The organism is Natronorubrum texcoconense, assembly GCF_900100335.1.
GTDB classification, from domain to species: Archaea; Halobacteriota; Halobacteria; order Halobacteriales; family Natrialbaceae; genus Natronorubrum; species Natronorubrum texcoconense.
Map to the genome: position 1 here is coordinate 69,320 of NZ_FNFE01000004.1, position 16,917 is coordinate 86,236.

The following is a 16,917-nucleotide window of genomic DNA, read 5'->3' on the forward strand; positions in this document are numbered from 1 at the left end:
TCGGGCAGTCGGTCTCGGCGATGGTTGCGGTCGCGGTCGCGTTCTGGCAGACGATCGGGCGCGGCGTTCGGGCCGTCAAGTGGCGGTCGGTCGCCCTGTTCCTCTCGGCGCTGGTGCCGTTCGGACTGCTCATCAACGTCATGCCTCTCGGGACGCTGTACGCGATCGGGCTCCTCATCGGGCTGCTGACCGTCTATCTGGGATGGTCGTACTACGTCGTCGAGCGCGCACCTCAGTACGGCGACCTGTTCGGCGCGCGGGCGCTGGCAGTCGGCCTGGTTGGCTACGTCGCCGTCATCGTGTACTTAGGCTGGCTCGTTCCGTCGCCGATCGCGCTGGTTCACCTGGGTGCCGTCGTCTTGATCTTCATCTACTACTGGTTCATCGCGTTCATCGCGTTCTTCCACGATCAGATCGGCCGCTCGAAGTACGAGCCCGAACCGCCGTACCCGAGCGTCACCGTCCTGATCCCCGCGTACAACGAGGAAGGGTACATCGGGCGGACGATTCAGTCGCTGCTCGATGCCGATTACCCGACCGACTCACTCGAGATCCTCGCGATCGACGACGGGAGCACTGACGGCACGTTCGCGGAGGCGAACGCGTACGCCGCGGCGTTCGAGCGGGTTTCGGTCGTCACCAAGGCGAACGGCGGCAAGTACTCCGCGCTGAACTACGGCCTGCTATTCGCGGGCGGCGACGTGATCGTCACCGTCGACGCGGACAGTATCATCGACTACGACGCCCTGAAGAACATCGTCGCGCCGTTCGCCGCCGCCGAGGAGATCGGCGCCGTCGCGAGCAACGTCACGATCTGGAACCGCAACTCGCTGGTTACGCGCTGCCAGCAACTGGAGTACACCATCGGCGTCAACATCTACCGCCGGGCGCTGGACTACTTCGGCATCGTGATGGTCGTACCCGGCTGCTTGGGCGCCTACCGTCGGGAGGTTCTGGAGGAGGTCTTCGCCTACGATCCGGACACCCTCACCGAGGACTTCGACGTCACGATGAAGGTGCTCCGGTCGGGCTACCGCGTCTCGGTCAGCGACGCCCGCGTCTACACGGAGGCGCCGGCGACCTGGCGCGACCTCTACAGCCAGCGGCTGCGCTGGTACCGGGGGAACTACATGACCATCATCAAACACTGGTCGGTCGTCACCGATCCGTCCTACGGCTACCTGAACCGGATCGCGCTCCCGTTCCGGCTGGTCGAGATGTTCTTCCTCCCGCTCGCGAGCTTCGTGGTGCTCGCGTACATCGGCTGGCTCGTGGCATCGGGCCACGTGCTCACCGTCCTCGCGGTGCTCGTCTTCTTTACGAGCATCGTCTTCCTGATCGCCGCCTTGGGGATCCAGATCGAGGGCGAGGACTGGCGACTGCTGGTGTACGCGCCGCTGCTCGTGATCGGATACAAGCAGTTCCACGACGCGCTCAACCTCAAGTGCCTGCTCGACGTCCTCAGGGACCGCGATCTCGGCTGGACGCGGGCCGCGCGAATCGAACAACAGCCGGCCTCGACCCCCGAGGAGCCGTCAGCCGACTGATCGGCTCGGTAGTCGTGCCGTCACGTGTCATGGCTGATCGTCCACACCTCGGCGAGAACACTGCCGGTCCGGCGTTCGCAACCGACGGGAGTCGGGTCGCTCGAGCACACCCCGAACGACGATATCCCGTCTTACGACTCGATCTTCTCGACGATCTCGCGGGCCTGCTCCTCGGCCTTCGCTTCGCCGACGTGTTTCTCGATCAGCACGCTGGTTACCTCCCAGTCGTCCTCGCCCTCGAGCTTGCCGGTTCGGACCTCGCTTCCGTCGGAGACGGACTCGGCCGGTTCCTTCGCCCAGTCGGGCGTTCGGATCTCGTCGTAGCGATCGGGGTCGCGAAATCGAACGTGAATGTAGTCGTCTTCCGTCTCGACCAGTTCGACGTCGGGGCTGTCGGCCATGAGTACTCCGACGCCCACCGTTCGCCTAAGGGGAGGCCCTGAATACGCCTCCCCCGATCGATACCGTCAGTCCGACGCCAGCGACTCGACCGCCAGCTCCGACTCGGCGGTGTCGACGTGTCGTTGGAGGATATCCGCGATCCGGCGACTGGCTCTCCCGTCGCCGTAGGGCTCGGGCGTCTCCTCGGGCGTCCGATCACCTCGCAGCGCCTCGCGGATGGCGTCGGCGTCAGCGCCGACGAGTTCGTTCCAGCCGGCGTCGACGGTCTCCGTCCACTCCGTCTCCTCCCGCATGGTCACGCAGGGCGTCTCGAGGAAGAAGGCCTCCTTCTGGACGCCGCCGGAGTCCGTCGCGATGCGCTCGGCGGTGTCGAGCAGCCGGACGAAGTCGAGGTAGCCCAGCGGTTCGACGATCTCGAGTTCGGCCTCTGCTCGTTCCCGAAGACCGTACTCCTCGAGTCGGTCGATCGTTCGGGGATGGGCCGGGAAGACGACCGGTAACGGCGCGTCCGACAGGGCGTCGAGGATCGACTCGAGGTTCGCTCGGGTGTCCGTATTGTGCTGGCGGTGGACCGTCGAGAGGATGAACTCGCCCGCCTCGAGTCCGAGGTCGTCGAGCACCGAAGACCCGTCTGCGACCCGCTCGCGGACCTCGAGAATGCTGTCGTACATCACGTCGCCGGTCCAGTAGACGCCCTCGGTGATCCCCTCGCTCGCGAGCGCGTCGACGGCCCGTTCGCTCGGCGCGAAACAGAGATCGGAGGCGTGATCCGTCAGCACCCGGTTGATCTCCTCGGGCATCTCCCGGTTGTGACTGCGCAGCCCTGCTTCGACGTGAGCGACGACCACGTCGCACTTCGAGCCGACGATGGCTCCCGCGAGCGTCGAGTTCGTATCGCCGTAGAGCAGGATGACGTCCGGCTCGGTCTCCTCGACGACGGGTTCGATCTCGGCGATCATCTTCGCGGTCTGACGGCCGTGGGTGTCCGATTTCACGCCGAGGTTGAAGTCCGGTTCCGGGATGCCGAGTTCGTCGAAGAAGACGTCCGACATCTCCTCGTCGTAGTGCTGGCCGGTGTGGACTAACACCTCCTCGCCGACGGCTCGGAGCTCCCGCGAGACGACCGCGGCCTTGATGAACTGGGGCCGAGCGCCGACGATCGAACAGACCCGCATCAGCTCACCCCCGTGACCGTTTTAGCGGGCTGTTTCGGCTGCGTATCGCCGTAGGAGGTCGCGATGTTACAGATTAACTCCGTCAAGTTGTCCATATCCGCGACGTACTCGTCGCGCCGTCGTTCCCAGACGTCCGTCGTCGAGTCGTCCGCGAGCAGCTCCTGTGACTGCTCTAAGACCGCGTCGAACGATTCGAGGTTCCTGATCAGGCCCGCCTCCTCGAGTTCGATGAAGTTCCCCATGTCCGCCTCGCCGACGAACGAGTTCGAGCGGATCGCGGGCGTGCCGAGCAGCGCGGCCTCGGTGACCATCGTCTGGGTGTCCGCGACCAGCAAGTCGGCCGCCGCGAGCGCGTCGTGCATCTTCGCGGGATGGAGATCGAACGGGCGCGCCGGGAGGTCGTCGAAGTCGAGGTCGCCGCCCTCGTCGGAGACGAAGATAGTGGCGTGCTCGGAGAGTTCCGAGAGGAGTCGACGGCGCTGCTCGAGCGAGAACCCCTTCTTTCCGACGTCGTGGTGGCCGTTGAACGCGTTGAGCCGGACGATGGCGTAGGGCTCGTCCGCCCCGACGCCGAGATCGTCCCGGATCGAGGGATCCGGTTCGAAGACGTCCGGGTGAAGATAGGCTGACTCCGCGACGCCCGAGAACTTGTAGTGTTTGCTCCCGAGGTCCTTCCGAAAGGCGCTCGGCGTCAGGATCGCCCGAACGAACGGGCGGGCGACGACGTGATCGAACGACGTCTCGGAGTCCAGGACGGCGATCGACGGCGTTCGGGACAGCATCCCGGCGGCCGCCGCGTACGGCCCCTTACCGAAGATGACGTCCGGGTCGAACTTCCGGACGCGGCGGGCGATGTTGTACAGATGCGTCGGGATTTCCCAGGCGAGCGACTGGAGCGACTCGCTTCGTTTGCCGTAGGTTTCGTATGGGAGATCGTGATACGAGAGGAGCGTTTCGGTAAATTCGTCGCTTCTGGCGAAGACGAGGACGTCGTGACCGCGGTCCTCGAGCCGTTGGACCGCGTGCTTGTACTGATGGACGTGAGCCGGCGTGTTATTGAAGATTAAACATTTCATTGATACTCACCGCTAGTGCCATCCGTATACCTTCTTTCGTGACACATTGTTATGGCTGTTGTAAACGGTGAACGTATCCAAAATGAGAGTTATGAATGAAAGAATGTATTCGACGCAGTGACACTCGTTTTCCGAAGTTTGGACGAATTCGATTATCGGATAATTTCGACTATAGGGCCGTCAGAAGCAGATATGGGTCACAATACACTCCTGGAACTATCCGTCGATATTCGGCAAAACCGGTGATTGATAGTACACTATTGGTTCCAATCCTGATAGTATGAATTATCGGATTTAATTACTTTATTATCAATTATAGTACTACAGTTGGAACGTCGACGAGTGCGAACGGACCGCTGTATTGCACCACTAAACGAGGCATTGGGGGGTGATATGGAACGGTTGCTCCCCGTCGACGAGCGATACACTCCATCACGGTGGCGGGTGCACGCGACCGAACGGGTACCGGTCGAGCCGATACCCGTCCCGTTTCCTGTGGGAGTTCATTACACGGCTACCGGCATCGGTGCTCGTTCGGCCTGTCTGTAACGTTCCGCATCCGAGGGAATGCGACCCTTTTTGCTGGATTTCGTGACGTTCACGACACGAGGTATACAGGCGGGGACTCGCTTCCTGCGACCGACGATACGCAGTCCGTACGTGTCCGACGCCTATCGAAGACGACCTCGGCAACCTCGTCGAGTCCGATCTACCCCGTGATCGTCAGCACACCGTCGTTGACGGTCACGTCGGCCGCGTCGGCTGGCACCTCGAACTCGAACTGGTTGTCGTTGACGACGACGATCGCCATCCCGTCTACGATGTCGAGCGACGGCTTGCCGTCGGTTGGCCCGAAGTCGACCGCGACGATCTGTTCGTCGTCGTACTCGCGTTTCGTGATCGTGATCTCCGCTCGATCACTGGCCGCCGCTTTCAGTGCTGGTGGCGTTTCCATACTCGCTCGGTCGAGAGCGGCGACGGTAAACGACCTGCACGAACCTGCGGCTCCCGTTGAATTGGCCGCACGACTCACAGTGGCTACCCGCGGCGACTCCCAGCACTTCCGACGGATACCGGCGACAGAACCGCTCGAGCGCCTCGCGGTGGTGCGGATCGTTTTCAGCAGGTCTTTCCGCGTCTGTCCCGTACGTGGAGGCGAACACGGTCGGCCAGTCTCTCGAGCCGACTGGTACCGCCGACGATCCGATCTCGTGGTCAGCGACTGACCGAGGGCCGGACCGCTCGCGGTGCCGCGTGAGATCCGTACTATGACACGAAAAGACGACTACTACAACCGAGCGAAACAGCAGGGATACCGCAGTCGAGCCGCGTACAAGCTCAAACAGCTCGACGAACTCGAGAACGTCATCGAGGGCCGAGATACGGTCGTCGACCTCGGCGCCGCACCCGGCGGTTGGCTGCAGGTCGCCGCCGAGAAGGTCGGTCCGCAGGGGACCGTCATCGGCGTCGACCTCCAGCGAATCAAGGAGCTGGAGGATCCGGCGCTGGTCGATCAGGTCGAAACCCTCCGCGGGGACATGACCGAGGAGAAAACCCGCGAACGGGTCGTCGAAGCCGCAGGCGGCAAAGTCGATGCCGTGGTCTCCGACATGGCACCCAACATGTCCGGCGAGTACTCGCTCGACCAGGCTCGGTCGCTGTACCTCGCGCGACAGGCGTTCGAGACCGCCCTCGAACTGCTCGACACCGGCGGTAACTTCGTCGTCAAGGTCTTCGAGGGGCCGGACGTCGACGAGTTCCGGGCGGACGTCGAGGAGGAGTTCCAGTACGTTCGCGTCACGTCGCCGAAAGCCAGCCGCGAGGAGTCCTCCGAGATCTTCTTCATCGCGAAGGGACGGCTCACCGCTCCGGTCGCGACGGGCGACGAACTCGAGGTCGAGATCGTCGACGTCGGCAGCGAGGGCGACGGCATCGCGAGCGTCGAGGGCTACCGACTGTTCGTCCCGTCGACCGAGAAGGGTGACGTCGTCACCGTTCGCGTCGAGGACGTCAAACCGAACTTCGGGTTCGCGGAGCCGCTCGAGGACGACTGAGGCGGGCTGCTGTATCGGTTTGCCGGAGAACTGCAGGGACGGTCGCTCCGGAACTGACGTACAGTAGTCCGTGCGAGCGCCGAGGAGTCGGATCGGAGACCCGACCTGCGTGTTACTTCTGTTCTCGTCGCTCCGCGCGTTCGTACGTGAGTTCGAACTGCGAGAGCGACTCGTCTGCCGTCGCGACGTAGAGCGCCTCGAGATGGGCGAACAGGTCGTCAGGCAGATCGGCGTCGCCGTCCTCGCACGCCTCGCGACTGATCGCGAGTTCGTCGTAGCAGTGGCCGATCGCCTCGTGGAGCGCGCGCTGTGTGGTCGCCGTGAGCGGGAACTCGACCGTCTGCGGGTCGGCGCCGTCTACTCGTCCGATCGCCGGTAATGTCATACGGGTACAGTCGCATACCACCGTGTAATAGTTTCCGCCGATGGTAATTTCTACTCGCGTTCGTCGTCCTCGAGTCGATCGTGGCGCTCGTCGATCTCGTCTAAGATGTCGAGCGTCTTTCGAATCGAGGCGCGGATCGCGTCGCTGCGGTTGACGAACTTGCCGTCGTCACCGACGTGGCCGTCGAGATCGTCGAGGAGTTCCTGGGGAATTTCGACGCTGATCTTGGGCATAGTTAGGTCACTCTTTGTGGATTATTTTGTCCGGGTCACTCCATCTCATCTGTGCAAGTGGTGATATGCTGTTGCACTCCCATAGTATTCTCGGAGGAATACTGTGGCGTCTGCGTAACCGAGTCGAGTGCGGTCCGAGTCTCGATGGACCGAACAAAACTGCGATCCGTACTCTACCCCACACGAAACGCCGACCTCGCCAGACTCTATAGTAACAACTGAAACGACTTACACACTGCTCGCAGCGGATCGGCGAATCGGGAGCTGTGCAGTGACTTTCAGTTCGATCGGCGTCCAAACCGTTTCAGTCGTTACAACCCTCGCTGTTCGAATCGTCCGCCTCGTTCCCGTCCGGAACGAGATTCCGGTTCCTCAGCCGACTGTCCGTTCATCGCGATGCAAATACCAACCGGAAACGGGTTCAAAACCATCACGCATGTTGCCAGTAGCGATCGATCAGGATTGGGGGGATCGTTCCCTCGACGACGGCAGTATCGCGTAGTTGACTATCAACGCCCGCTACGCCGGTCGGCGTCAGGCTACCGTCTTCGACTGTCGATTCGCTGTATTCGCATGGTTCTCTCTCGCGCATATTCCACGTACTGGGCAAAAACGCAACGCCACGAAGGAAACGGTACGGACGGAAAGTGAGCGTCGAGTGCGCCTTCGATAGCTGTGAGGAAAACGATGGCACGCTTTTCAGGACCGGACCGTTAGCGCAGTTCGTCGGGTCCGTCCGCGGCCAGCAGATTCGAACGAACGAACGCAAATAACTGCGCTCGAATCATCGACGCGACGTCGTCCATCCCGAGTAACACCGCGTGATCGATGATGCTGTCGCAGGTGACGACGAGAAACGCCGCCGTCGCCTCGGGATCGACGGGACGAAACGTTCCGTCCTCGATTCCGTCGTCGAGTATGGCTGCTAGTTTCTCGATCACCGATCGCTGCTGTTTCACCAGACGTTCACGAAACGTCTCGTTGTACGGGGCATGAGCGCTCAGTTCTGCGAGGGCTATGTACAGTCCTGCGTATTCCCCACCGTCGTCTGGATCGAGAACGTTGCCGATGAGGATCTCGCAGGCTTCGAACAGTCGCTCGTCCGGGTCTGCTGCGTCGATCGCGTCGAGTTCCTGGTCGAACCAATCGAGTGAGGAGTCGAGAAACGCACAGATGAGGTCGTCCTTCGAGTCGTAGTGGTAGTACAGCGCCGATTCGCCTCTCGAATACTCCGCGGCGATTTTCTTGGTCGTGAGGTCGGCGTAGCCGTGTTTTGCGAGCGCCTGCATTACCGCCCAGACGATCTCGCTGTCGTGTGGGTCTGTGTCGTCAGTACCGTCTCGGCGCCCCATACTGAGTGAGTACTCAGTCTAGACATAAATGTTATGATCCTCTCCCCATCATCTGTGGTATGTTCGATGAATGTCCTGGGTGTGGTGCCGTGCATCTCGATATGACGGTCGATTCGACGGCGTCCGTGATCGTCTGCCCGGAGTGCGGGCACGAACAGTCGATTCATCGGGAACCGCTGCTCATGGTCACTGGTGCAGGTGGCACCGGAAAGTCGGCAGTACTCCGTGAACTTCGGGGAGTGCGTGATGACGTGGTGGTACTCGACTCGGACGTGGTATGGAAGGACGAGTTCTGGGACGACATCGAGTGGTACGTCCAGACGTGGCTTCGCCTCTGTCGGGACGTCGCGCAGTCGAAACGGCCGCCGGTACTATTCGGCGCCGGGACCGGTGTTCCCGCGAGCATCGAGGCGCATCCACAACACGAGTGCTTCTCAGCGATCCACTACCTCGTCCTGGTCTGTGACGACGACGAACAAGAACGGCGTCTGAAGGCTCGTGCGCCCGGCCGTCACCCCGGGGAGTTCGACATGGATCAGTCCGACATCGACGACCAGATCGAGTTCAATCAGTGGTTCAAGGACGCAGCGAACGACGAGGACTTTACGCTCGTCGATACGACTACAGCAACGATCGACGAAACGGTCGCGCGAGTCGACGAGTGGATTTCAGCCCACGTAACGGACGATACCGTCTGAGTGACACTATTCGGCCACGGTGCCGTCGGCATCGGATTCGGTCGCTCTGCCGCCACCACCGCCACCGAACAGCCGACCGCCGCCGGTGAGCACGTAGAGGACGGCCAGTCCCAGCATGTAGGTCAGGGCGATCGGAATCGCGACCAGCAACATCGTGAGGATCCCCTTCGGGCTGAGGAAGGCGGCGGCCGTGAAGATCCCGACGACGATCGGTCGCCAGCGATCGAGCATCGTCCGGTAGCTGACGATGCCGCCGATGTGGAACAGCGCCATCGTGACGATGATGTTGAACAGGAAGCCGACGCCGAGGGTGGTGTAGATCACCAGCCAGGAGAAGCTGTTGATCCGGTAGGTGACGACCATTCCGTTCTGGACGGCGTCCGTGATGAGATACGAGATGACCATCGGGGCGATCCAGTAGAAGCCGAGGAACAGCCCGACGCCGAAGCCGGCGAACAGCGCGCCGCCCCAGACGAGGAACACCCGTGGGTCGCCGCGAACGAGGCCGCGTTCCTTCGCTGCCGGCCACCCCCAGTACATGATCATCGGGGCGACGGCGATGAAGGCCAGTATCGTACTTACCTTCACCATGAAGATCAGCACCTCGACGGGGTGTAAGGCGATGACTAATCCGAGTTCGCCGATCAGTTCCGGCGTGATCTCGTCCGTCGCGACCGCATCGTCGGTCACCTCGTCTAAGACCTCCGGCGGAACGCGGTCGACGAACTGGGCGAGGATGATCCCGAACCCGCCCTGGTACAGCGCGAGGAACGTGCCGCCGAGGACGGCCATGAAGACGCCCACGATGTAGATCGTCTTCGAGGTCAGGCTGTCGACGATGAACGCGAGGTCGTAGGCGTAGCCGCCGATGTCCTCCTCGGTCGTCTCCTCCTCCGTAAAGGGATCGAGCATCCCGGCGGCCGTACTCGAGAAGACGCTCCCCTCCTCTTCCTCGGCGGCCGCGCCACCGCTCGCCGCTCCGCTTGCGCCGCCTGCGGCGCTCGCAGCGCCGTCCTCGCTGTCGTCCGCTTGCCGTTGTTCTTCGAGGCCGTCGTACCGATCGAGGATGGCCTGCGCTTTGTCGCGGTTGTCGTCGTACATCGCCTGTCGGGAGTACTCGAGGGCCGTCTCCTCGTCCATCGCGAGGAAGACCTGCGTCGGGACCTCCTCGATGTCTTCGGCCGCGAGCGTCTCGAAGTCGATGTCCTCGTGATCCTCGGCGCCCCTGATGTCTCCCTCCCGCGGGTAGACCGGGCCCTGCAGTACCTTGATCGTGTAGCCGACGAGGACGAGAAAGCCGATCGACACGGCACCGATCCCGCCGACGGCAGCGTCGCCGAGCAGTCCGTACTCGGCAGCCATGGACTCGAGGCCGAACGTCCCCTCGGGCCGGAACCCGGACGGGAGCAGCGGGTAGACGGACTCCTCGAGGTAGTCGAACCCGCCCTGATTGACGAACGCCGCCGTCGCGACGGCGACGAGCACCAGTCCGCCGCCGAACTGCAGAACCCGCCGTTTCATGAAGCCGGTGCCGGTGTCGAGTTCGGCCGCGCCGCGTCGGCGGATGTTGGCGACGACCTTCGCGAGTCCGAGGCTGAACACGTAGAGGGCGACGAGCGGGATCGCCCACATGATCAGCGTGAACGGGTCCGGCGGGGAGAACATCGCGCCGAAGACGGTGATGGCGACGATCGCGTGACGCCACTTGTCTCGGAACGTCTCGTAGGAGACGATCTCGGTGTACGAAAGCACGCTCATCAGCAGCGGCAGCTGTGCGGCCAGCCCGAACGAGAGGGTCAGCAGGGCGATGAACTCGGTAAACTCGGTGATCCCCCAGCTCGGATTGACGCCGGCGTCGTGGGCGACGGTTCCGAGGAAGTCGAACGCGTAGGGGAAGAAGATCGCGTAGGCGTAGAAGAGCCCGATACAGAACAGGGTGATCGACGTCAACGCGAACCCGGCCACGTAGCTCTTCGAGACCGGAACGACCGATTCGATGCCGCGTTTGCGGAGCGCGTCACGCGAGAAGTAGAGAAGTGCCGGAATCGCGACGATGATTCCGACGAGCAGGCCGATCTTCGCCTGTAAGAGGATGACCTCGAACGGGGTTCGCGTGATGATATCCGTCGCCTCTGCGACGCTCGGATCCATCTCCGCTTTCGCCGTCGCCTCGAGGAAGCCCCAGATCCATATCCGAAGCGCGTAGAAGGAGCCGACGAAGCCGATGGTGAAGACGATGAACACCTTCTGCAGATGCGTCTGCGCGCCAGACAACACTGCGCCGATCGTCTCACGGCCAGTGTTGATAGCTTTGGCCGTATCCTCTCCGACGGCAGAACTCATTTACTGCCTGTGGCTAACTGATATCCAGTTATCAACCTTTCGAGTGCTGGAACGGTAACTGCCGGTTTCGAGACCTTGTCCCTCTCGTGCAGTGTTCGTAAGAAAAAGGCCTATAACCGGTGGCCGTCTGATATTCCGATAGATGTCGGACGAGTCGGTGGACGACAGGGATGGCGGGGATCCCGTCGACGAAGCCGCGGAGCCACGGGAGGCGGATGACGAGCAACCGCCCTCCGAGAGCGACCACGACGGGGAGTCCGATCTGCCGGTCGAAACCGACGGCGAGGGCATCGTCGATCGCCCGGATAGCATCGACGAACCCTCCTATCCCGATCCGGACGACGACGTCGGCGGCATCTCGACGCCGCCGGACGACGAGGAGATGCCGCTGGCCGACCACATCGAAGAGATGGTGCTTCGGTTCGCGGTCGTCTTGCTCGTCGGCGCGGCCGGGACCTCGATCGGACTGCTGTTCGCGTCGGACGCGATCAGCTACGTCTGGACGGATATCTTCCCGTACGCGGCCGAAGAGGTGCCGCCGCCGCACGTCTACCACCCGCTCGAACTGTGGCTGACCCGGATCAAGTTCTCGGCACTGCTCGGGATCATGGTGGCGCTGCCGGTGTTCGTCTATCAGTGTTACCTGTTCATGCGACCGGGGCTGTACCCCCACGAGCGCAAGTACTACCTTGCAGCGGTGCCGATGAGCGTCGTCCTCGCGGGGCTCGGGATGCTGTTTTCCTACGTGCTCGTGTTGCCGGTGCTGTTCCAGTACTTCACGTTCTACGCCGAGGGCAGTGCGGACATCGCGTACGCGCTCGGCGAGACGTTCGACCTGGTCATCACGCTAACCGGCTTCCTCGCGATCGTCTTCCAGATTCCGCTGTTCATCATGCTCGCGATCATGATGGGCGTGACGACCCGTCGCTGGCTGGCTCAGAAACGGCTGTACTTCTGGGCGGCCTTCTTCGGGCTCTCGTTTATGTTCACCATGGACCCGACGATGATGGCCCCCATCCTCGTCGCGCTCACCATGATCCTGCTGTTCGAAGGGACGCTGTTCGTCCTGAAGTGGGTCGGACGGGAGTGACGGTCAGATTTCTCGGCGCGTCACATTCGACGCTCGGTTGTGAGCCATCGGTCCCGGTATTTCGCTCGACTCGAGCGAACCGAGCGAACGGGTTCTGACGCCGGCTATCAGGCCCTCAGCGAAACGACTCGTGATACGTGGACACTCGTTCGGTCGACCCGTGTCGTCCGATACTTTCACGTCCTTATATTCCTCCTATCTATCCGTAGATTGCTGGAAGTACCGCGTTATCGCCTCGAAAATAACGGTTTGTAAACGCTCACCGTTTAGTAGTTGCATACGTTCTCTATTTCTGTGAACGAGTGTATGATGTTGAGCCAAATTCTTGCTGATGGGTGTGTTTGTAAATCACACACCGCGCGGTTCGAGGCCGAGGGGTGGCCCCCGTGACGGAGCTCGTCCCGACGACGTGCATGCGCTGTGCCGTTGGCTGCGGACACGTCCAGCGAGCCGTCGAGCAGGGGTACGGCCTCGACGTCGTTCGCGGCGACGCCGCCCATCCGACCAACAACGGGCTCGCCTGCCAGCGTGGTATCAGCGAGACCGTCGACCCAGGCGGCGAGTGGCTGACGCGGCCGCTCGTCCGGCGGGACGGCGAACTGGTTCCGACGACCTGGGAGACCGCACTCGAGCGCGCCGCGGAAGGCCTCGATACGGCGCTCGAGGACGGTCCGGACAGCGTCGCCGTGTTGGGAAGCGGTCAGCAGACCAACGAAGCGGCCTACGCGCTCGGCAAACTCGCTCGCGGCGGCTTCGGCACGCGGTACTACGACGCGAACACGACGCTGTGTATGGCGTCGGCCGTCACCGCCTACTACGACGCCTTCGGGAGCGACGCGCCGCCGCCGACCTACGACGACATCCCCGAAGCGAACACGCACCTCGTCTGGGGAGCCAACCCCGCGGCCGCCCATCCGGTCATGTTTCGGTGGATAAATCACTCGGCCCAACAGGACGACTCCGAGCTGATCGTGGTCGATCCCGTCGCGAGCGAGACCAGCGAGGTCGCCGACCACCACGTTCCCGTCGAACCCGGCGGTGACCTCGATCTCGCCCGTGCGGTCCTCGCCCGCGTCGTCGAAACCGACCGCGTCGACGAGGCGTTCGTCGCCGAGGCGACGGAGGGGTTCGACGAACTGCGAGCGCAACTTCCCGACGCCGAGACGGCCGCCGAGGCCGCCGGCGTCTCCCTCGCGGACGTCGATCGGATCGCCGACGCGCTCGAGGATCCCACCCTCGTCTACTGGGGAATGGGGATCAACCAGAGCGTCAACGGGACGGCGGCGTCAGGTGCGCTGATCGATCTCTGTCTGGCAACCGGGAACCTCGAGCCCGGCTCCGGTCCGTTCTCGTTGACCGGGCAGGCGAACTCGATGGGCACTCGCGTCTGTTCGTCGAAGGGGAGTTGGCCTGGCCAGCGGCCCTTTACCGACCCCGACCACCGCGAGGCGGTCGCGGACACCTGGGACGTCCCCGTCTCGCGACTCCCGGACGACACTGGCCCCGGTCCGGTCGGCATCGTCGACGCGATCGGCGACGACGTCGGGGCCGTGTACGCGGTCGCGACGAACCCCGTTGCCGGCATGCCCGACACGACGCAGGTCCGCGACCAGCTTGAAGACGCCTTCCTCGTCGTCCAGGACGCGTTCCGGAGCGAAACGGTCGAGCTCGCCGACGTCGTTCTCCCGGCGGCGACGTGGGGCGAGTCGGAGGGGACGACGACCAACATGGAACGAACGGTCTCGCGCGTGCGCGCCGCCACGGACACCCCCTCGGGAATTAAGACCGATCTCGAGTTGATCGATGCACTCGCCGGTCGACTCGTTCCCGATCTGTTCGACGAACCGCTCGAGCCGAAGTCGACCTTCGAGGAGCTGGCGGCGCTGACCGCGGGAACGCCAGCCGATCTCTCGGGGATCGGCTACGAGCGACTCGAGGCGGAAGTCGCCGTTCGCTGGCCCGCTCCCGAACCCGACGTCTCGGGGGGCTACCGCTACTACGAGGGGCCGCTAGCCGACGCCGATGCGGAGACGGAGGACGCAGGTACCGGTGCGTCCGAAGCATCGTGGTCGTTCCCGACGCCTTCCGGCCGCGCGCAGTTCTCGACGGGCGAGGCTCGGCCGCTGCCGGAGCCGACCGACGAGCAGTTCCCGCTGACGTTGACGACGGGGCGGCGTCCGGACGCGTACAACACGGGCGTCCGCACCCGCGACGACGAACCGCCGACGGCGCGCGTCAGCCCCGCGACCGCCGCGGCGCTCTCCGACGAACTCGTCGACGGGGAGATGGCCACGGATGCGGACGGCGTCGACGACGGCGCGGAGTATACGCAGGTCGTCTCCCGCCGAGCCTCGGTCACGGCTCGCGTCGAGGCCGACGAGTCGATCCCCGACGGCGTCGTCTGGCTCCCGATCCACCACCCCGCGGTCAACGACCTTACCCTGCCGGACGTCGATCCGCGCTCGAAGGAACCGAACTTCAAACAGTGTGCGGTGCGACTCGAGGCACCCCACGAGCGCGAAGCCAGAGCCGTCGCCGAAATCAGCGCGTGACGGCCGTACTGAGCGCGTCGTCCCTTCTCGTCCGTCGTCTCCGCTCCAGCGAGTAGCGTCTCCGACGGCGACCCGCCGCCTCTCGGTTGTGAATGGTTCTCACTGTTTGGAATCATCCACTCGATCTGCGTTTGCGTTGGATCTACATCCTAATACTGTCCATATTTGTTTGCATATGATATGTCTTCTGTCTAAAACCTCTAATTTTGGCCGTTTGTAAACGAATACTGTTATAGGGGTTACTCTCATGAACTGAAAACGTGAATTTGGACATGTTTGGAGAGCACGTCCCCGACTTCGGTGTGGATTGTTCAACTGAGGTGGTCGACGATGGTCCGTAAGCTTACGGCGTCCCGCGGAAGGTGGACCCACGGCGACGGTCGGGCACACGACACCGAGACGGAGTTCTGGACGAGTGCCGACGGATGAGCGAGCGCGATACCAGCGCGGGTGCCGACGGCTCCGGCATCCGCGGCAGCCCCCGACGCGCGGTCTCGATCCTGACGTTCGGCTACTTCGTCGGCTTCGCCGGCGTCGTCGTTTACGGTCCCGTTGCGGCCGAGTTCGAGGAGGTGCTGGGCCTCTCCGGGCTCCTCCTCGGACTGCTCGTCGCCGCCCCGCAGCTGACCGGGTCGTTGCTTCGCATTCCGTTCGGCGCGTGGGTCGACGACGTCGGCGCGAAGAAACCGTTCGCTATCCTGCTCGGTCTCTCCGTCGTCGGTATGGGCGGACTGCTGACGATTCTGGTGCTGGCCTACCCCGACGGGCTGACGATGACCCACTACCCGCTGATCTTCGTCTTCGGCTCGTTATCCGGCTGCGGGATCGCGGCGTTCTCGGTAGGGATCGCCGACACCTCCTATTGGTATCGCTCGAGACACCGGGGAACGATGCTCGCGATCTTCGCCGGACTCGGCACCACGTCGCCGGGACTGTTCACCATCGTCGCCCCGTTCGCCCTCCTCTATCTCGGCCTGACTGGTACGTACGCCGCGTGGTTCCTCTTCCTGCTCGTCGGGACGGGGATCTTCGTTCTCTACGCCGTCGACTCGCCGTACTTCCAGTTCCGAAAGCGCGGCTTCGATGAGGAGGCGGCGAAAGCGCGAGCCAAAGAAAACGGCCAGGAGCTGTTCCCGGGCGGCGACGCGATGGAATCGATCCGCGAGGCCGCGACTATCCGCCGCTCGTGGCTGCTCACGGCGATGTTCTTCGTCTCCTTCGGCGGCTACCTCGCGCTCACCGTCTGGTACCCCTCCTACTGGAGCAACCTTCACGGGCTCGACGTCCAGACGGCCGGCATCGTTACCGCACTGGCGTTTACGCTCTCGTCGCCGCTCTTTCGTGCGTCCGGCGGCGCGATCAGCGACCGGTTCGGCGGCGAAGAGACGACGATCGCCAGTTTCGTCGTCGTGGTGATCGCGACACTCGCGCTCGTGGTCACTCGTGATCTGTACCTCGCGATCGCCGCGACGGTGTTCCTCGGTGCCGGAATGGGCATCGCCAGCGCCGCTATCTACCAGCTGCTCCCGAAGTACGTCCCCGAAGCGGTCGGCGGCGCCTCCGGACTCATCGGCGGGATCGGCGGCTTCGGCGGCTTCGTCGTCCCACCGATCCTCGGTCTCTTCGTCGACGTTCAGGGCGTAAGTGGCTACGCGACCGGCTTCGTCGTCTATCTCGTACTCGGAGTCGTCTCGCTCGCCATCGCCGGGCTGCTCTACCAGTCACGGTCGTCGACCGTCCGCTCGCGTTCGCCGACCCCGGCCGACGATTGAGAGACGACGCGCGCTATTTCGGTCACGCGCTTCGATTGCTGTACCGTCGTACTGCTGTGCGTTTCGTCACCACTTGTTCTCGATTACGGACGCTGGACGCTCCCATTTTTGCGCTCCAGTCACGCAGACACCCGTCGAATTACCGAACTGTAGACGGTTCGACCGCTGTTCACATACATCCTAGTACAGGATATATTTCATTGTACATTCGGCGTCTGATCCTAAAACACCGACTTAA

General features: G+C 63.1%; 14 protein-coding genes. 6 read left to right on the forward strand and 8 right to left on the reverse strand.

The window, feature by feature from the left end; all coding sequences use genetic code 11:
- Window positions 1–20 precede the first annotated feature (20 nt).
- A complete protein-coding gene (locus BLT08_RS13110; protein WP_090309142.1) occupies window positions 21–1,547 on the forward strand; it encodes a glycosyltransferase family 2 protein in 1,527 nt (508 codons plus the stop codon).
- Between the two features lie 131 nt (window positions 1,548–1,678).
- Here BLT08_RS13110 and BLT08_RS13115 read toward each other — a convergent pair whose 3' ends face one another.
- The 4 genes from BLT08_RS13115 to BLT08_RS13130 all read right to left on the reverse strand — a co-directional run bounded on the left by BLT08_RS13115 (window position 1,679) and on the right by BLT08_RS13130 (window position 5,155).
- Window positions 1,679–1,948 carry a hypothetical protein gene (locus BLT08_RS13115; protein ID WP_090307976.1) on the reverse strand — a complete coding sequence of 90 codons (270 nt, stop codon included), beginning with the start codon at window positions 1,946–1,948 and terminating at the stop codon, window positions 1,679–1,681.
- Between the two features lie 66 nt (window positions 1,949–2,014).
- Window positions 2,015–3,124: a non-hydrolyzing UDP-N-acetylglucosamine 2-epimerase gene (gene wecB, locus BLT08_RS13120; protein WP_090307981.1), complete on the reverse strand. Its 1,110-nt coding sequence runs from the start codon at window positions 3,122–3,124 to the stop codon at window positions 2,015–2,017.
- The gene (locus BLT08_RS13125) at window positions 3,124–4,200 is read right to left on the reverse strand and encodes a DUF354 domain-containing protein (protein WP_090307984.1); all 1,077 of its coding nucleotides are present in this window, start codon (window positions 4,198–4,200) and stop codon (window positions 3,124–3,126) included. Before BLT08_RS13125 ends, wecB begins: the two co-directional genes overlap by 1 nt.
- Window positions 4,201–4,909: 709 nt before the next feature.
- Complete coding sequence (locus BLT08_RS13130) at window positions 4,910–5,155, reverse strand: DUF7127 family protein (RefSeq protein ID WP_090307987.1); 246 nt, start codon at window positions 5,153–5,155, stop codon at window positions 4,910–4,912.
- A 313-nt stretch (window positions 5,156–5,468) separates the two neighbouring features.
- Between BLT08_RS13130 and BLT08_RS13135 the strand changes: the two genes are divergently transcribed.
- Window positions 5,469–6,254 (forward strand): 23S rRNA (uridine(2552)-2'-O)-methyltransferase, encoded by a 786-nt coding sequence (locus tag BLT08_RS13135; RefSeq protein WP_090307990.1) that lies wholly within the window; start codon window positions 5,469–5,471, stop codon window positions 6,252–6,254.
- Between the two features lie 112 nt (window positions 6,255–6,366).
- Here BLT08_RS13135 and BLT08_RS13140 read toward each other — a convergent pair whose 3' ends face one another.
- The 3 genes from BLT08_RS13140 to BLT08_RS13150 all read right to left on the reverse strand — a co-directional run bounded on the left by BLT08_RS13140 (window position 6,367) and on the right by BLT08_RS13150 (window position 8,224).
- A complete protein-coding gene (locus BLT08_RS13140) occupies window positions 6,367–6,639 on the reverse strand; it encodes a hypothetical protein (RefSeq protein WP_090307995.1) in 273 nt (90 codons plus the stop codon).
- 50 nt (window positions 6,640–6,689) lie between these two features.
- A complete protein-coding gene (locus tag BLT08_RS13145) occupies window positions 6,690–6,872 on the reverse strand; it encodes a ribbon-helix-helix domain-containing protein (protein ID WP_090307998.1) in 183 nt (60 codons plus the stop codon).
- Between the two features lie 713 nt (window positions 6,873–7,585).
- On the reverse strand, window positions 7,586–8,224 hold the full coding sequence (locus BLT08_RS13150) for a TetR/AcrR family transcriptional regulator (protein ID WP_090308002.1): 639 nt from the start codon (window positions 8,222–8,224) through the stop codon (window positions 7,586–7,588).
- Between the two features lie 59 nt (window positions 8,225–8,283).
- Between BLT08_RS13150 and BLT08_RS13155 the strand changes: the two genes are divergently transcribed.
- Window positions 8,284–8,922, forward strand: coding sequence for a P-loop NTPase family protein (locus BLT08_RS13155; RefSeq protein ID WP_139171306.1), 639 nt, complete (start codon window positions 8,284–8,286; stop codon window positions 8,920–8,922).
- A 6-nt stretch (window positions 8,923–8,928) separates the two neighbouring features.
- On the opposite strand, the gene BLT08_RS13160 is transcribed toward BLT08_RS13155, so the two are convergent.
- The gene (locus BLT08_RS13160) at window positions 8,929–11,265 is read right to left on the reverse strand and encodes a twin-arginine translocase subunit TatC (RefSeq protein ID WP_090308009.1); all 2,337 of its coding nucleotides are present in this window, start codon (window positions 11,263–11,265) and stop codon (window positions 8,929–8,931) included.
- A gap of 142 nt (window positions 11,266–11,407) precedes the next feature.
- On the opposite strand from BLT08_RS13160, the gene BLT08_RS13165 reads away from it, so the two are divergent.
- From BLT08_RS13165 to BLT08_RS13175, 3 genes are all read left to right on the forward strand, one after another.
- Window positions 11,408–12,355: a twin-arginine translocase subunit TatC gene (locus BLT08_RS13165; RefSeq protein ID WP_090308013.1), complete on the forward strand. Its 948-nt coding sequence runs from the start codon at window positions 11,408–11,410 to the stop codon at window positions 12,353–12,355.
- 386 nt (window positions 12,356–12,741) lie between these two features.
- Window positions 12,742–14,907, forward strand: a complete 2,166-nt coding sequence (gene nasA / locus BLT08_RS13170) for an assimilatory nitrate reductase NasA (RefSeq protein ID WP_139171307.1) — start codon at window positions 12,742–12,744, stop codon at window positions 14,905–14,907.
- Window positions 14,908–15,332: 425 nt separating this feature from the next.
- Window positions 15,333–16,679, forward strand: coding sequence for an MFS transporter (locus BLT08_RS13175; protein ID WP_090308017.1), 1,347 nt, complete (start codon window positions 15,333–15,335; stop codon window positions 16,677–16,679).
- The last annotated feature ends 238 nt before the right edge of the window (window positions 16,680–16,917 follow it).

What these genes read in the sequence shown, in the direction of transcription:
- BLT08_RS13145 (WP_090307998.1), bottom strand. Translation starts at nt 6,872, where the DNA reads ATGCCCAAGATCAGCGTCGAAATTCCCCAGGAACTCCTCGACGATCTC.
- BLT08_RS13115 (WP_090307976.1), bottom strand. Translation starts at nt 1,948, where the DNA reads ATGGCCGACAGCCCCGACGTCGAACTGGTCGAGACGGAAGACGACTAC.
- BLT08_RS13110 (WP_090309142.1), top strand. Translation starts at nt 21, where the DNA reads ATGGTTGCGGTCGCGGTCGCGTTCTGGCAGACGATCGGGCGCGGCGTT.
- BLT08_RS13155 (WP_139171306.1), top strand. Translation starts at nt 8,284, where the DNA reads ATGTTCGATGAATGTCCTGGGTGTGGTGCCGTGCATCTCGATATGACG.
- BLT08_RS13125 (WP_090307984.1), bottom strand. Translation starts at nt 4,200, where the DNA reads ATGAAATGTTTAATCTTCAATAACACGCCGGCTCACGTCCATCAGTAC.
- BLT08_RS13150 (WP_090308002.1), bottom strand. Translation starts at nt 8,224, where the DNA reads ATGGGGCGCCGAGACGGTACTGACGACACAGACCCACACGACAGCGAG.
- BLT08_RS13175 (WP_090308017.1), top strand. Translation starts at nt 15,333, where the DNA reads ATGAGCGAGCGCGATACCAGCGCGGGTGCCGACGGCTCCGGCATCCGC.
- BLT08_RS13165 (WP_090308013.1), top strand. Translation starts at nt 11,408, where the DNA reads ATGTCGGACGAGTCGGTGGACGACAGGGATGGCGGGGATCCCGTCGAC.
- BLT08_RS13140 (WP_090307995.1), bottom strand. Translation starts at nt 6,639, where the DNA reads ATGACATTACCGGCGATCGGACGAGTAGACGGCGCCGACCCGCAGACG.
- wecB (WP_090307981.1), bottom strand. Translation starts at nt 3,124, where the DNA reads ATGCGGGTCTGTTCGATCGTCGGCGCTCGGCCCCAGTTCATCAAGGCC.
- BLT08_RS13160 (WP_090308009.1), bottom strand. Translation starts at nt 11,265, where the DNA reads ATGAGTTCTGCCGTCGGAGAGGATACGGCCAAAGCTATCAACACTGGC.
- BLT08_RS13130 (WP_090307987.1), bottom strand. Translation starts at nt 5,155, where the DNA reads ATGGAAACGCCACCAGCACTGAAAGCGGCGGCCAGTGATCGAGCGGAG.
- BLT08_RS13135 (WP_090307990.1), top strand. Translation starts at nt 5,469, where the DNA reads ATGACACGAAAAGACGACTACTACAACCGAGCGAAACAGCAGGGATAC.